The sequence below is a fragment of the Vibrio sp. 1078-1 genome, assembly GCF_033340475.1.
The window spans coordinates 682,013-700,803 of the sequence record NZ_JAWOWM010000001.1; the positions used below are offsets into that span (position 1 = coordinate 682,013).

The following is an 18,791-nucleotide window of genomic DNA, read 5'->3' on the forward strand; positions in this document are numbered from 1 at the left end:
ACTCGAAAGGTATGAAAAAAGTTGTATAAAAAAGTTGGTTTCTAAAAATGGTGTCCTTTACTGCCTCTAAATACGATCAGTTAGCTAAAAGCAACGGAGGCTGTAATGGCAGGCGACACTAATCAAGAAAAAGACAATGAAAAGCTTAACGATGCGGTAGAGCAAACAGAAACGAAGGATACGGGGACAAAAGAAGAAAAACAGCAGTCGACCGTCTCTTCGACTGTAGCGACCGGTGCTGAAAGTGCAGATGCTGTTGATGAAGCCAATCGTGCGATGGAAGAAAATCCTAGTGGCGCGGGTACGGAAGAAGAAGCAGTGAGCTCGGGTGGCGCAGTTCAAGAAGAGGATACTGAAAGTAGCAGCGACTCTGACGCTACACAATCCAATGTTGTTGATAGTGTAGCTTCTAGCGGAGAATCAGGTGACCAGGCTCTGGGCAGCGGTGGTTCGGATTCTGGGGCGGGTGCCCAAGCGGTCGGTGGTGGTGATGCCTCTGGCTCTGAAGGTGGTTCGGACGCAGAAGGCAATGAAGCGCAAGGACAAGCGGTACAAACTTCATCTGCGCCAAGTGCTTCTTCAGACTCTGAAGGTTCTCAAGGTGGTGACGAGCTAGATTCAGAAACCACTGAAGAGAGCTTCGCGGTGGATGTACAAGACACCAGCGAAGAAACCACGACGCAAGTAGAAGACGATTTCGACTCCGAAACTACGAGCGAAACGTTCCAAATTAAAGTCGAAGGTGAAAATGACGCGCCAGAAGTAGGGCAAGATCTGGCATACATCATGGATGAAGATGGCACCATTACCTTCACGCAAGAACAACTTCTCGGGTACGCGAGTGATGTTGATGGCGATGATCTTGCCGCATTCAACGTGCAAGTGGGTGCTAATGCATCCGTTGTGGATAATGGTGATGGCACTTATACCGTCACACCTGATACTGATTTTAATGGTGAACTCGGCTTAACGTTTGATATCAGTGATGGTCAAGAAACCATTTCTAGCTCGATTGATTTAACTGTTCGTCCAATCAATGACGCACCAGTGCCTGAAGATAAAACCTTTGAGATTGAAGAGGATGGTACGCTGATCTTCACCGATGCTGACCTGCTTACTGGCGCAACGGATATTGAAGGCGATAACCTAACAGTTGAGGGCGTAAGCTACGACGGTGGTGACGGCATCCTGACCGACAACGGTAATGGGACTTACACTTTTGCGCCAAATGAAAACTTCAATGGTGACGTAAACTTCAGCTTTGATGTGTCCGACGGTACGGATACGGTTTCTGCCAACATTGATGTCAGTGTTACGCCAGTCGATGATGCGCCAGTGTCTGGCAATCTTGCTTACTCGGTGGACGAAGATGGCTCGATTCGTTTGAGTCAAGAACAGTTGTTGTCGCAAGCTTCCGATGTGGAAGGCGATGCACTGACGGCTTCTAACCTTTCGGTAGATGGCAATGCGACGGTGACTCAAAATGACGATGGTAGCTTCACCATCACGCCGGACGCAGATTTCAATGGTGATATCGACATCAGCTTCGATATCTCAGATGGCACGAATACCGTTCAAGCAACCGCTGACCTAACCGTTAATCCAATCAACGATCTGCCTGTTCCTCAAGACCAACAATTCAGTGTGGAAGAGGACGGCACTCTTCAATTTACTGATGCAGATCTGCTTGCAGGTGCTACCGACATTGAAGGCGATGACCTTTCTGTAACGGGAATCAGCTATGAAGGCACCGACGGCGTTCTAACTGACAATGGAGATGGCACATATAGCTTTGCGCCAAATGAGAACTTCAATGGCGATGTGAACTTCAGCTTCGACGTATCTGATGGCACAGATACGGTTTCAGCGAATGTAGATGTGAGCGTCACGCCGGTGAATGATCCTCCGGTGGCTGGTTCAACGTCTTACACGGTTCACGAAGACAACTCTATTACCATTTCTGACGCGCAACTGTTGGCAAATTCTTCGGATCTAGAAGGGGATGTCTCGATTGATAGCGTGAGCTACTCTGGCAGCGATGGTGTGTTGCAAATCAATGGCGACGGTACGTACACCTTCTCTCCAAATGAAAACTTTAATGGTGAAGTGACGCTTGATGTTGTCGTCGCTGATGAAGAAGGCGCAACGGATGTCACCACTGCTGGCATTACGGTGCTGGAAGTGAACGATCCACCAGTCGCAGGACCAACTTCTTACACCATTGATGAAGATTCTGTTCTGACCTTTAGTGAGTCGCAAGTGCTGTTGAATGCCTCTGATGTGGAAGGCGATGTAGAGCTTGTTGGCATTAGCTACGATGGTCCGGATGGCATTTTCACCGTTAACGATGATGGCACGTGCAGCTTCGCGCCAAACGAGAACTTTAACGGGCAAGTTCAACTTGATGTGACCATTCGAGATGAAGATGGAGCAGAAGTTGATACCGTCATCAATGTGAATGTATTGCCAATCAATGATGCGCCAGTATCGGGTGATTTGGCTTACAGCGTTGATGAAGACGGTGCAATTACGCTCAGCCAAGAGCAGCTTCTTTCTCAAGCGTCTGATATTGAGGGCGATGACCTGACTGCTAGCGATTTGACTGTAGATGGAAACGCAACCGTCACAGCGAACGATGATGGCAGCTTCACGATTACACCAGATGCGGACTTTAATGGTGACATTGATATCCAATTCAACATTACAGATGGCACAGACACTATCCAAGCAACGGCGGATCTAACGGTTAATCCAGTTAACGATCTTCCTGTTCCTCAAGACCAGCAGTTCAGTGTTGAAGAAGATGGCACGCTTCAGTTTACCGATGCAGACTTGCTTGCTGGCGCGACCGACATCGATGGCGATAACTTAACGGTTGATGGCATTAGCTACACAGGCAGCGATGGTGTGCTGACTGACCACGGTGATGGTACTTACACCTTTGCACCAAATGAAAACTTCAACGGCGATGTCAGCTTTAGCTTTGGTGTTTCTGACGGTACTGAGACCGTACCAGCCAACGTGGACGTGAGCGTCACTCCAGTGAACGATCCTCCGGTTGCGGGTTCAACGTCTTACACGGTTGATGAAGACAACGCGATTACCATTTCCGACGAGCAGCTTCTGGCTAACTCTTCAGATGTGGAAGGTGCAGTGTCCATCGATAGCGTGACCTATTCAGGCACCGATGGCGTATTCCAAGACAACGGTGACGGCACTTACACCTTCATGCCGAATGAGAACTTCAGTGGTGACATCAGCCTTGATGTGATTGTGGCGGATGAGCAAGGAGCGATTGACGAAACGACCGCAGGCATTACCGTCATTGAAGTGAATGACCCTCCAGTTGCCGGTCCAACGTCTTACACGATTGATGAAGATTCAGTACTGACATTCAGTGAGTCACAAATTCTTGCCAACGCATCTGATATCGAGGGTGATGTAGAGCTTGTTGGCATCAGCTATGAAGGCTCGGATGGTATCTTTACCGTCAATGGCGATGGTACTTGTAGTTTTGCGCCAAACGAGAACTCCAATGGTCAAGTTCAGTTGGATGTGACCATTCAAGATGAGAATGGGGCAACCGTTGATACGCACATCAATGTCGACGTATTGCCAATCAACGATCCACCAGTATCGGGTGATTTGGCTTACACCATCAACGAAGACAGCTCAATTACGCTAAGCCAAGAGCAACTGCTTGCCAAAGCGGGCGATATTGATAGCGAGAACCTTGAAGCCATCAATCTATCGACAGATGACAACGCGACAATTCAATACAACGATGATGGCAGCTACACCATCACACCAGATGAAAACTACAACGGTGACCTAGATCTGACCTTCGATATCATTGATAACGATGGCGGCTCGGTACAAGTTGGTCTGGATATTACGGTTAATCCTGTGAATGACTTGCCACAAGCGCAAGATCAACAGTTCACGGTAGAAGAAGATGGCACCTTGCTGTTCACGGATGCAGACCTATTGGAAGGTGCATCGGATATTGATGGCGATGATCTGTCTATCGAAAACGTTCTCTACACAGGTGCGGATGGTGTACTTACCGACAATGGTGATGGCACTTATAGTTTCGCGCCGAATGAGAACTTCAACGGTGATGTTCAGTTCACATTCGATGTGTCTGACGGCACAGGTTCAACACCAGCATTCATTGATGTCAGCGTGACACCAGTGAACGATCCACCGGTTGCCGGTTCTACGTCTTACACGGTTCAAGAAGACGGTCAAATCACCATTAGTGACGAGCAGTTGTTAGCTAACTCTTCTGATGTGGAAGGCGATGTAGCCTTGGCGAATGTTAGCTACTCTGGTAACGACGGTAGCTTCGTGGACAATGGCGACGGCACATATACCTTCACGCCAAATGAGAACTTTGACGGTAACATTTCTCTCGACGTTACGGTCATCGACCAAGATGGTGCAACGGATACGACAACCGCAGGCATCGATGTTATCGCGGTGAACGACGCACCTGAAACATCAGGCATTCAAGCTGAAGTGGATGAAGATAATGCCATCACCATCACGCAAGAACAGTTGCTTGCGAATGCGACAGACATTGAAGGTGATGACCTTGTTGCCAGCAATCTACAAACCAATGATCCGGATGCGACGATCGTAGCCAACGATGATGGTTCATTCACGATTACGCATACGGAAAACTTCAATGGTGAGTTGGACTTCACTTACAACATCAGCGATGGCGAAAATGATGTTCTGACCACGTTGGATCTGACCGTTAATCCTGTCAACGATGCGCCAGAAGCGGGTGACGAGATCTTTATTCAAGCAGAAGAAGACCAAACAGTGGGTGTTTCTCTGCGTGAAGAGCCTGCGTTACGTCTCGACCAAGCCCCTGAAAACGGCATCATTGAAGCAAATCTAAATGACGAATGGGTACAGCTAGAAGTCGGGCAGGAGGTTCCTGCAGACACGGAAGTGCGCTTCATTCCAAATGATGATGCATTGGCAAACGGTACGCATACGAGTCAAATTGGTACCTTTGACGACAACGCCAGCCTTGATGATTGGGGTACTGCTGTTGACCCTTACACACGTGAGTTTGTTGATGGTGATTTGAAAGTTACCGTTCAAAGTAATGATGACCCACTCGGTGCGTGGAATGGTAAAACACACATCGGTCACGGTATTGGTGATACTGACCGCCAAGGCTTGAGCGGTGATGAAAAACTGACTGTGACTGTTGAAGGTCAAGACATCAACGAAATCAGCTTCCACCTAGATGGTCTAGGCGGCTGGTTTATGGAAGAGTCTCGCCACTTTACCGAAGTCGAAATTCGCGCATTCAACTCTGATGGTGACTTGATCGACTCGATGACTTACCACAAAGAAGATCGTGGTAGCTATGAGACGGATTACACCCTAACGGTGAACGAGCCGGTGTCTTACTTTGAGTTAGGTACGATTCAAGGTAACGGTACATACGTGGTTCAAAACATGACGGTTTCGCAAACTTGTCATGATGAAGCGGTGTTCACATCTATTGGTGTGGATGGCACGGAAATCACTGAAACGGTAGAACTGAATATCCGTGAAGGTGACAGTGAAATCGAACTGACGGCTGATCTGCCAAATGTGACCATCGATACCGAAGGTTCTACGCAGTTTGCCTCTGTGGTAATCACAGAAGAGCAGCTTCTCGCACAAGCGAGTGATATCGATAGTGACGTCCTTGATATTCAAAACCTAGAGCTGGTGGGGGATAACGCGGAGCACGCTACGTTAACCGACAACGGCGATGGTACGTGGACAGTCACACCAGATGAGAACTTCTACGGTGAGATTGAGCTTGGCTACCAAGTTACGGATGGTGAACTCACTGACGACAACATCATCAACATCAACTTCGAAGCAGTAAACGATGCGCCAATCGTTTCTGGTCCGATTGTATTGTCGACTGATGAGGATGTGGGCATTACGTTTAGCGCGGACGATCTGCTTGCGAATGCAAGTGATGTGGAAGGTGATGCGCTGTCTATCTCTGATATCTCTTACAGCGGTGATAACGGTGAGCTTGTCGATAATGGCGACGGCACTTACACCTTTATGCCGAATGAAAACTTCAATGGTGAAGTCGATATCGATTACAAAGTCTTCGATGGCACCGATGAAGTCGATACTCATCTAGACCTGACCGTTATTCCGGTCAACGATGTGCCAGTTCCTGGTGCACCGCTGCATACTCAAATGCTAGAAAACGGCACCATCATCATCGAAGCAAAAGACCTGTTATCAGGTGCGACCGATGTGGATGGCGACATTCTTCATATCGAGAATCTACTGCTTGTTGACCAGTCACAAGGTACGTTGACAGACAACGGCGACAACACCTTTACCTTCGAGCCAACTTCGAACTTCTACGGTGAAGTGAACCTGACCTTCGACATCAGCGATGGTCAAGCAAGCGCACCAAGCACTGCGAAGATCGATGTTGAGATCGTCAACGAAGGTCCAGAGGTAAGCGGGCCTGTTGATGCGGTCGTCGATGAAGATGGCTCAATTACCATCACTCAAGAAGACTTGTTGGCGAACGCGACGGACGTGGATGGTGACAACCTTGAAGCGGTGAACCTGTCGACCAACGATCCTAATGCAACCATCGTTGAGAACGCTGATGGTAGCTTCACGATTACACCGAGCGAAAACTTCTTTGGTGAAATCGAATTTACTTATGACGTAACTGACGCGATTGAAACCGTCGCTGCGGATCTAAACCTCACCGTTAACCCAGTGAACGACCTGCCAGATGTACCTGATTTGTCCTTCACCACAGAAGACGGCGAAGCCATCACGATTACTGAAGCAGAGCTGCTGGCTCAAGCGACGGACATCGAAGGCGATGACTTATCTGTTGTGAACGTGACGAGCTTAAGCGATACGGTTCAAGTGACAGACAATGGTGATGGCACTTACACGTTAACGCCAGAGCAAGGCTTCTTTGGTAATGTTGACCTCACGTTTGATGTGAGCGATGGCACCGATGTGGTGGCGGCAAACATCGACTTGAAAGTTGAGTTCGTCAACGACGCACCAGAAGCAGCACCAATCGTGGCAGACGTGGACGAGGATGGTTCTATCCTCGTGACACAAGAAATGCTGCTTGAAAACGCCAGCGATCAAGATGGTGATGACCTATACGCAACGGCACTAGAAACCAATGATCCGAATGCCTCTATCGTGGATAACGGTGACGGCACCTTTACCGTTACGCCTTCACAGCACTTCAATGGAGACATAGAGTTTACTTATGAAGTAAGCGACGGTGAATTGAGTGTTGCCAATGAAATGACGTTGACGGTGAACCCAGTCAATGACATTCCAATTGTTGCGCCTGGCATGTACCACATTGAAGAGGATGGCAGCATCCTGTTCACGCAAGAAGATCTTCTAAGTGGCGCGATTGATATTGATGGTGATGACCTCACCGTTACCAGCATTAACTACTCGGGTGATGAAGGTACTGTAACGGACAACGGTGACGGTACATTTAGCTTCGTACCAGAAGAGCACTTCAGTGGTGACTTGCAGTTCAGCTTTACGGTTTCTGACGGTACTGATGAAGTTGAGCAAGACATTAATGTCCATATCGAAGCCGTGGCAGATGCGCCAGACCTAGTCATCACTGATGGCGATGGTCGAAACGTGGATGACCAAGCGATCTTGGTTGAGCCAGGCGGTATTGTTGAAGTGAACATCGCCGCAGCATTGGTTGACCAAGACTTGTCAGAAACGCTGACTGTGACCGTTGATGGTGTTCCTGAAGGTTCGGTGATCAGCTACGACAACGAAGGGGTACTTAACGATCAAGACAACGGTATCACCAGTTTCAACGATACTGAAATCACGGTTACGTTTGAAGGTGAAACCGCGGGTTACCAAAATACAGCGGGTTACTACAAAGTCGATGAAGATGGCAACATCACGGGCGTTGAAGTGGTGTACGAAAACGCCTCTCAAGTTGGCGGCGGCGGTGACCTCGTTCCGGGACAAGATCAGTTCAGCTTCCAAATCTCGGAAGGGGAAAGCTTCAACCTATTCTTAATTCCTAACGGTCATAACTTCAATGACTTTGCGTCCATGCAAGATGGTCAGTACGAGTTCCGTGCAGCAGATGGCTCTCCTGCGAACATGGATACAGTTGACCCACAACTCGTGTTTGTTGGCGCTGATGGTTCTGAAACCGTGATTCAAAGCCAATTCGGTGATGCTGTCTTCCATGGTGGTTCAAGCTCAGAGCTGAACCAAGATGGTATTGAACATACCCGAACTACTGTGAACGAAGACGGTGAACTGGTTTACGGCTTTGAAGATCTCTACGGTGGCGGCGATGCCGATTACACCGACTTCAACTTCACCATTGATGTCGGTGAAGTGAACAGCCAGATCTACAGCGGTGAAGTGACAGTCGGTCCAGATGGTTCTGTAACGCTTCCAACCACAGCAATTGAACAAGAGCTACAGATTCAATTGCCAGAAGACTTTAACCAACAGCTAGAAATCAATGTAACGGCAACGGCAACAGAGCTATCAAATAATGATTCTGAAACCGTTTCTCAAACCATCTACGTCAATGCAACAGGTGCCCACATTGAACATGCGCCTGAAGCATTGCCTGTTTCAGCGATGGTTGAAGAAGATGGTTCGATCCTAATTACGCAAGAAGATTTACTCGCTAATGCGCGTGACTTGGATGGAGACCAACTGACAGCACTGAACTTGGCAACGGATGATGAAAACATCACCATTACAGACAATGGCGACGGTACTTACACCTTAACGCCAGATGCGGACTTTAATGGTTATATCACCTTTACGTTCGATGTGTCTGACGGCGATGATGTTGTCTCAACCAACCTTGAGTTATTGGTGTCACCAGTTAATGATGCGCCTGAACCACAAGATCAAGCGTTCACTGTTGGTGAAGATGGTGTGCTGACCTTTACTGATGCGGATCTGCTAACAGGCGCTACCGACATTGAAGGGGATGACCTATCTGTTGAGGGCGTCACTTACACAGGCGCAGACGGTGTTCTTACTGACAATGGTGATGGCACCTACAGTTTCGCACCAAACGAGAACTTCAATGGCGACGTGAACTTCACTTTCGATGTTTCCGATGGCACGGATACCGTGACGGCAAATATCGATGTAACAGTTACGCCAGAGAACGATCCACCGGTGGCAGGCAGTACGGCTTACACCGTTCATGAAGACAATTCGATTACCATCAGTGACGAGCAGCTATTAGCGAACTCATCGGATATTGAAGGCGATGTGTTGATTGATAGCGTGAGCTACAGCGGTAACGATGGTGTCCTGGAAATCAACGGTGATGGTACTTACACCTTCTCACCAAACGAGAACTTCAGTGGCGAGGTGAGCCTAGATGTTGTCGTTGTCGATGAAGAAGGTGCAACGGACTCTACCACTGCTGGCATTACTGTGATTGAGGTAAATGACCCACCAATCGCAGGTCCTACTGCATACACTATCGATGAAGACCAAGTTCTAACCTTTAGTGAATCGCAAGTGCTACTGAATGCTTCGGATGTTGAAGGGGATGTTGAGCTAGTAGGCATCAGCTACGACGGTCCAGATGGTATCTTCTCAGTAAACGGCGATGGTACTTGTAGCTTTGCACCGAATGAAAACTTCAATGGTCAAGTGCAGTTGGATGTGACCATTCGTGATGAAGACGGTGCAGAGGTCGATACTTACATCACAGTCGATGTCTTACCAATCAATGATGCACCAGTATCGGGCAACTTGGCTTACAGCGTCGACGAAGACAACTCAATCACGTTGAGTCAAGAGCAGCTTCTTGCTCAAGCATCGGATGTAGAAGGCGACGCATTAACCGCATCTAATCTAGTGGTTGATGGCGATGCAACGGTTACGGCAAACGACGATGGTAGCTTCACTATCACGCCAGATGCGAACTTTAATGGCGACATTGATATCACGTTCGATATCAACGACGGCAGCGATACTATTGTTGCAACAGCGGACCTAACCGTTAACCCAGTTAATGATTTGCCGCAGCCAGAAGATCAAGCGTTCACCATTGGTGAAGATGGCGTGTTGACCTTCACTGATCAAGACCTATTGGATGGTGCAACGGACATCGATGGCGATGACCTCTCGATTGAAGGCGTCACTTACACAGGCGCAGATGGTGTCCTAACTGACAATGGCGATGGCACTTACAGCTTCGCGCCAAACGAGAACTTCAATGGCGACGTGAACTTTACCTTCGATGTTTCTGACGGCACGGATACCGTGACCGCGAATATCGATGTGACAGTCACTCCAGAGAACGATCCACCGGTGGCAGGCAGCACGTCTTACACAGTGCATGAAGACAACTCGATCACCATCAGTGACGAGCAGTTACTGGCGAATTCATCAGACGTCGAAGGAGATGTCGCGGTTGATAGCGTTAGCTACAGCGGCACAGATGGTGTGTTCCAAGACAATGGTGACGGTACGTACACCTTCTCGCCAAACGAGAACTTCAATGGCGAAGTGAGCCTAGATGTTGTCGTGGTCGATGAAGATGGTGCGACGGATTCGACTACCGCAGGTATTACAGTACTTGAGGTGAACGATCCACCAATTGCAGGCGCGACCAGCTACTCAGTGAACGAAGACGAAGTTATCACCATTAGCTCTGAACAGCTATTGGCAAATGCTTCTGACGTTGAAGGTGAAGTTGCGATTGATAGCGTCAGCTACAGCGGCTCCGACGGTATCTTTACCGATAACGGTGACGGCACATTCAGCTTCGCACCAAACGCCAACTTTGATGGCGATGTTAGCCTAGATGTTGTGGTTGTTGATGAAGACGGTGCAACTGCGTCAACTAATGCAAACATCGATGTATTGCCAATCAACGATGCGCCAGTATCGGGCAACTTGGCTTACAGTGTCGATGAAGACAATTCAATTACGCTTAGCCAAGAGCAGCTTCTTGCTCAAGCATCGGATGTAGAAGGGGACGCGCTAACCGCGACTAACTTAGTGGTTGACGGTGATGCAACGGTTACGGCAAACGACGATGGTAGCTTCACTATCACGCCAGATGCGAACTTCAATGGCGACATTGATATCACGTTCGACATCAATGATGGCAGCGACACTATTGTTGCAACGGCGGACCTTACTGTTAACCCAGTTAATGATTTGCCGCAGCCAGAAGATCAAGCGTTCACCATTGGTGAAGATGGCGTGTTGACCTTCACGGATCAAGACCTGTTGGATGGTGCAACGGACATCGATGGTGATGACCTATCGGTTGAAGGTGTGAGCTACACTGGCGCAGATGGTGTCCTAACCGACAACGGTGACGGCACTTACAGCTTCGCTCCAAACGAAAACTTCAATGGCGACGTGAGTTTTACCTTCGATGTTTCCGATGGTACGGATACCGTGACCGCGAATATCGATGTGACAGTCACACCTGAGAACGATCCACCGGTTGCGGGCAGCACCTCTTACACAGTGCATGAAGACAACTCGATCACCATTAGTGACGAGCAGTTACTGGCGAATTCATCAGACGTCGAAGGAGATGTCGCAGTTGATAGCGTTAGCTACAGCGGCACAGATGGTGTGTTCCAAGACAATGGTGACGGTACGTACACCTTCTCGCCAAACGAGAACTTCAATGGTGAAGTGAGCCTAGATGTTGTCGTGGTAGATGAAGACGGTGCGACGGACTCAACCACCGCTGACATTACTGTTCTTGAGGTGAACGACCCACCAATCGCAGGCGCGACCAGCTACTCCGTTAACGAAGATGAAGTCATCACCATTAGCTCTGAGCAGCTATTGGCGAATGCTTCTGACGTTGAAGGTGATGTCGCGATTGATAGCGTCAGCTACAGCGGCTCCGACGGTATCTTTACTGACAACGGCGACGGTACATTCAGCTTCGCACCAAACGAAAACTTCAACGGTGATGTTAGCCTAAATGTTGTCGTTGTTGATGAAGACGGTGCAACTGCGTCAACCAATGCAAGCATCGATGTATTGCCAATCAATGATGCGCCAGTATCAGGTGATTTGGCATACAGCGTGGATGAAGACGGTTCTATCACGCTAAGCCAAGAGCAGCTTCTTGCTCAAGCCGGCGACGTGGATGGCGATGACCTAACTGCATCCAACCTCACTGTTGACGGCAATGCGACCGTTGTTGCGAATAATGACGGCAGCTTCACTATCACACCGGATGCGGACTTCAATGGCGACATTGATCTGAGCTTCGACATTACAGACGGCGATGCGACCATTCAAGCCACTGCCGATCTGACTGTGAACCCAGTGAATGACTTGCCAACGGTTGGTCAGCCACAGTTTGTTACGCAAGAAGACACCAGCTTCACCTTCACCGAAGAGCAACTGCTGCAAAATGCAGGTGATATCGATGGTGATAACCTAACGGTTGAAAACGTTGCTTCTGACAGCGGTACTTTGGTTGATAACGGTGACGGCACGTACACCTTCGCTCCGAATGAAAACTTCGATGGCAACGTCAACGTGACGTTTGATGTCAACGATGGCACCGTAACGGTTCCTGCAGAAGCGAACATTGATGTTCAATCTGTGGTTGATATGCCAGAGTTGTCGATTGCTTCGGACTTGGTAATTGCCTCTGATAACTTCGAGTCTGGCTCGAACGGTTGGAACGCGAATACTGAAAGTTCACAAGGTTTCGAAACAGGCGACATGCTGGGTCGTATTGGTGGCACTGGCGGTGATGAAGCGGTCAGCAAAACCTACGATATCCCAAGCGATGTCAATGAAGTGAATATCTCGTTTAGCTTCTACGAAATCGATTCTTGGGATGGCGAGTCGTTCCAAATCTTTGTCGGCGGCGAACAGCTAACCACCTTGGAGAACTCCGCGTTCCGTACTCAAGATGGTACGACAACGCTTTACGATTCTGACGGTAACGAAGTGGGTGAAGTGATTCACGGAGCCTCTCAACGTGAAGGCTTCAGTGGTTGGAACGACCAAGCACACCAAGTTAACTTAACCGTTCCGGTGGAAGACGGTCAGCTTCAGTTAGGCTTTGGTTCTACGCTAAACCAAAGTATTCCTGACGAGTCATTCGGCATCGACAACATCGAAATCACGGTAGCGGACGCGGATTACCAAATCATTGGTACCGAAGATACACCAGTGCCGCTTGATATCGATGCAGCGTTAACCGATACCGATGGTTCAGAAAACCTCTCTATCTTGATTGAAGATGTGCCAGAAGGCAGCGCGCTATCAGCGGGTGTCGATAATGGTGACGGCACTTGGTCACTACAACCGGGCGAGCTAGAAGGGCTAGAGTTTATTCCTTCTGCGGACTTCAATGGCGATGTGACGCTAACCGTGAACGCAACCTCTACAGATGTGGATACAGGTACAACGGCGACAGCGACGCAAGATGTGACGATTCATATCTCGCCAACCAATGATGCAACAGAAGTGACGGGTGATATCACTGCAGTCACTGCCGAAGACAACAGCATCACGCTAACTCAAGAGCAGTTACTTGAGCACGCTGTTGATATCGATGGCGATGACCTAAGTGCAATCAACTTAAGCACCAATGATGAAAATGCAACGGTTGAAATGAACGAGGATGGCAGCTTCACCATTACTCCAAGCGAGAACTTCTACGGCGACATTGAGTTTAGTTACGATGTCACGGATGGCGAAGAAGTGGTTGCGGCTGGTCTTGACCTAACCGTTACACCAGTCAATGACGCGCCAGAGCCACAAGACCAAGCGTTCACCGTGGGTGAGGACGGTCTTCTTACCTTTACAGATGCAGACCTATTAACAGGCGCGACGGATGTAGAAGGTGACAACCTAACAGTTGAAGGTGTGACTTACACTGGCGCGGACGGTGTCCTAACCGATAATGGTGATGGCACTTACAGCTTCGCACCGAACGAGAACTTCAATGGTGACGTGAACTTCACTTTCGATGTTTCCGATGGCACGGATACCGTGACGGCAAATATCGATGTAACAGTTACGCCAGAGAACGATCCACCAGTTGCGGGCAGCACGTCTTACACTGTGCATGAAGACAACTCGATCACCATTAGTGATGAGCAACTACTGGCTAATTCGTCTGATATCGAGGGTGATGTTGCGATCAGCAGCGTGAGTTACAGCGGTAACGACGGTGTGCTAGAAATTAATGGCGATGGTACTTACACCTTCTCACCAAACGAAAACTTTACAGGCGATGTTAGCCTAGATGTTGTCGTGGTTGATGAGGACGGCGCGGTTGATACAACAACAGCGGGTATTACCGTTCTTGAGGTGAACGATCCACCAATCGCAGGCGTAACCAGTTACACCATTGATGAAGATGAAGTCATTACCATCAGTGCAGAACAGTTGTTGGCAAACTCTTCCGATATTGAAGGTGAGGTAGCACTAGATAGCGTGAGCTACAGTGGCAGCGAAGGTATCTTTACCGACAATGGTGATGGTACGTTCAGTTTTGCACCAAACCAAAACTTCAATGGTGAAGTGAATCTTGATGTTGTAGTCGTGGACGAAGATGGTGCGACCGCTTCGACGACGGCAAACATTGATGTTCTGCCAATCAATGATGCTCCAGTATCGGGTGACTTGGCTTACAGTGTCGACGAAGACAACTCAATCACACTGAGCCAAGAACAATTGTTGGCACAAGCAACGGATGTAGAAGGCGATGCACTAACTGCTTCTAACCTAGTGGTTGACGGTGATGCGACGGTTACGGCTAATGACGATGGTAGCTTTACCATTACGCCTGACGCGAACTTCAATGGCGACATTGATATCACGTTCGATATCAACGATGGCAGCGATACTATCGTTGCAACGGCGGACCTAACGGTTAACCCAGTTAATGACTTACCGCAGCCAGAAGATCAAGCGTTCACTATTGGTGAAGATGGTGTGTTGACCTTCACTGACCAAGATCTGCTTGATGGCGCAACGGATATCGATGGCGATGACCTATCGGTAGAAGGTGTCACTTACACAGGTGCGGACGGTGTCCTAACTGACAATGGCGATGGCACATACAGCTTCGCTCCAAACGAGAACTTCAATGGTGATGTGAACTTCACTTTCGATGTGTCAGACGGTACGGATACGACCTCTGCCAACATTGATGTGAGTGTGACGCCGGAGAACGATCCACCTGTGGCGGGCAGCACGTCTTACACCGTACATGAAGACAACTCGATCACCATCAGTGACGAGCAACTACTGGCTAATTCGTCGGATATTGAAGGCGACGTAGACATCAGTAGTGTGACTTACAGTGGCAACGATGGCGTCTTCCAAGACAATGGTGATGGTACGTACACCTTCTCTCCAAACGAGAACTTCAATGGTGAAGTGAGCCTTGACGTTGTGGTTGTCGATGAAGACGGTGCGACGGATTCAACCACCGCAGGTATTACGGTACTTGAGGTGAACGATCCGCCAATCGCAGGTGCGACAAGTTACTCTGTCAATGAAGACGAAGTCATTATCTTCACGGAAGAGCAACTGCTAGCGCAATCAAGTGATGTGGAAGGTGACGTGAGCCTAGAAAGCGTCTCTTACAGTGGTAGTGACGGCATTCTAACGGCGAATGACGATGGCACTTACAGCTTCGCACCAAATGAAAACTTCAACGGTGGCGTAAGCCTAGACGTAGTCGTCGCTGATGAAGACGGTGCAACTGCGACAACCAACGCGAACATTGATGTATTGCCAGTCAACGATGCTCCGGTATCTGGCGACTTGGCTTACAGCGTCGATGAAGGCGGTTCAATCACATTGAGTCAAGAGCAGTTACTGGCTCAAGCGGGTGACGTCGACAGCGATAATCTAGAAGCGGTGAACTTAACCGCGGTAGCCAATGCAACCGTTGTTGAGAACCAAGATGGTAGCTTTACGATTACGCCTGACGCGAACTTCAATGGCGATATCGACCTAAGTTTCGACTTGATTGATAACGATGGTGCGAGCGTGGAAGTGGGCGTCGACCTAACGGTGAACCCAATTAACGATGCGCCGCAATCAACGCCAGTGAATATTGCTGGCACCGAAGATACCACCATTCTTATTACGCAGGACATGTTGCTTGCTAACGCGACAGACATCGACAACACCTACGATGAACTGTCTGCTGTCGACCTAGTGATTGATGAGCAATACGGTGACTTGCTAGACAACGGTGATGGTACTTGGTCATTCACTCCGGCTGAGAACTTCAATGGTGATGTGCCAATGTCGTTCGGCGTCAGCGATGGTGATTTAGTTACGCCGGTTGAAGGCAATCTAAACGTCGAAGCGGTTAACGATGCACCAGAAGCGCCAACCATCCAGATGCAAGGCGAAGAAGATGTGGTCATGGTGATTGACCCAGCTTACATCGCTGATCAAGTTACGGATCTTGATGGTGACGAAATCAGCGTAGAAAGCATCACGGTTCGTGCTCCTGCAAACGCGACATTAACCCAGCAGCCAGATGGTATGTACCACTTGGTGACCACTCAAGACTTCAATGGTTTGGTGGAACTGGGCTACACCGCGACGGATGGTGAAGAAGTGGTTGAAGGCTCGTTGAATGTGGATGTCATCCCAGTCAACGATGCTCCATTCAATGTGGGTAATGCCTTTATGGCAACCGACGAGGATGGCGCATTCACCTTCGACGCTGGCGACTTGATGAACTTGTTCGGCGATATCGACACTGAAAACCTAGTCGTATCACGCATTATCACCGCAGAAGGTGAATATGGTGGTGAGGTAACGGACAACGGTGACGGTACTTGGACATTCACACCGACTGGCGATTTTGCAGGGGTTTCTGACTTGCAAGTTGTGGTAAGTGACGGTGAGTTTGAGACGGTACTTGATGTACCAGTGTTTGTTCGCCCTGTTGCCGATGGCGCAGTCATCACAACCGACCATGATGGTCCGTTAGTCTTCGGTGAGGACGAAACAGGTCACCTAGGCTTGAATGTCGGTCTGATCGACGATTCAGAAACGCTAAGTAACCTAGTGATGACTGGTTTCCCTGTTGGCTTCGAAGTTACGGATGGTGTGAACACCGTTACCATCACGGAACCGGGTCAATACATCGACTTGAACGAGTGGGATATCTCAGACCTGCAAATGACGCCTCCGGCTGACTTTAATGGCGAGTTCTTCGTAACCGTGACCGCAACAACGGTGGATTATGGTGACGAGCCAGAAGAGTTCGAAGATGGCATCGATTCAGGTGACTTCGAAACCTTAGCGGGTGAGCCAGTTGTACTAACCGCAGATGACCTAATCGGATTGGCAGAGAATGTGGACGCTGACGCGGGTGATGAAGTGAAATTCGTTCACCTAGCTGATCGCAGCCAAGGTGAAATTGTCGATAACGGTGATGGCACATGGACATTCAATCCAGCACCAGGCTTTACGGGTGAAGCGGATATCGCTTACGTGATTGATAAAGACGGTGTGCTTCATGATGAGCAAACAGGCGTGGTCGTGAAAGAAGACGCACCACAAGAGAATGCTTCACCAGAAATCGACAGCATTTCTACCACAGAAATGGCAGCGGATGGCACCTTGTCGTTCACCAATGATGACATGCTATCGACCTTGAGCGATGCAGAAGGCGACAGCTTGAGCATTGAGTCAGTGAGCCTAATGGAAGGTCAAGGTGTGATAGAGACCGATAACCAAGGTAACTACCAATTCACACCAGCAGAAGGCTACACCGGAGATGTTCAAGTTGGCTTCATTGCAACTGACGGTGAAAACCGCATTGAGAGCTTCTTCAATGTCGACATCCAAGGTGAAGGTGAAACCATAACCAGCGAAGGCTACGCACTGGCTGATGATGGTTCACTAACACTAACGGAAGCGCAGTTGATTGATGAACTTGGCATTAGCCCTTCTGCAGAAGTGTTGGATGTCGCCGATGCAAACGATGCTGGTTTCTTTGCGAAATCAGGTGATGAAGAGTGGACATACTGGCCGAACGATGACTTCGATGGCAATTTGGCTATGGATGTTCAGGTCAACGACAATGGTGAAGTATTGACTCAGAATCTGAGCATCCAAGTTGCGGACGATTCAGCGCAAAGCGACGAGCCACAAATCCAAACTGCTCAAGCATCAGCAGAGCAGCAAGTTGGCGAAGCGCAACAGCCTGAAGAGCAAGCAGCAAACGGTGCAGACAGTGAAGAGGAGAGCGCAGCTGATGTGACTGCAGCACCAGGCGATACTATTTCTATCTCGGTTCCAGATGAGGTCAGTGGTAACGAATCGGTGGATTATGCAGAAATGTCCGGTCTACCTGATGGTGCATCGGTAAGCAACGCACTGGATAATGGCGATGGTAGCTTCACATTAAGTGGCAACCTCAACCAACCAGTATCAGTTGACCTACCAGAAGGTTACGAAGGTACGAGCGAAATCCAATTCCAAGGTTACGACGAATTGGGCAGCGCAGTAGAAGGTGCGAGTGGCACAGTTGAAGTTGAAGTCGATGATCAATACACCATGCAAGGTTCTGCTCAAGATCAGCAACCAGATATGGCGGGTATGGAATCTGGCGGCAGCGACTGGACAAGTGCAGGAGGTCAAGATCAAGGTGTTGACTTCACGGATGACTCTGGCAGCTTCGACTCGGATACTCAAACGGGTACTGACCAAGGCAACGATTTCGATCAAAGCTCAATGTAACCAGTCCT

The 18,791-nt window shown here is 49.0% G+C and carries 1 protein-coding gene; it reads left to right on the forward strand.

Features of this window, described 5'->3' with window-relative positions:
- Nucleotides 1–105 precede the first annotated feature (105 nt).
- Complete coding sequence (locus R7190_RS03055) at nt 106–18,783, forward strand: tandem-95 repeat protein (protein ID WP_318137509.1); 18,678 nt, start codon at nt 106–108, stop codon at nt 18,781–18,783.
- Nucleotides 18,784–18,791: the final 8 nt, after the last annotated feature.

Coding starts and splice junctions, on each gene's coding strand:
- R7190_RS03055 (WP_318137509.1), top strand. CDS start 106: ATGGCAGGCGACACTAATCAAGAAAAAGACAATGAAAAGCTTAACGAT.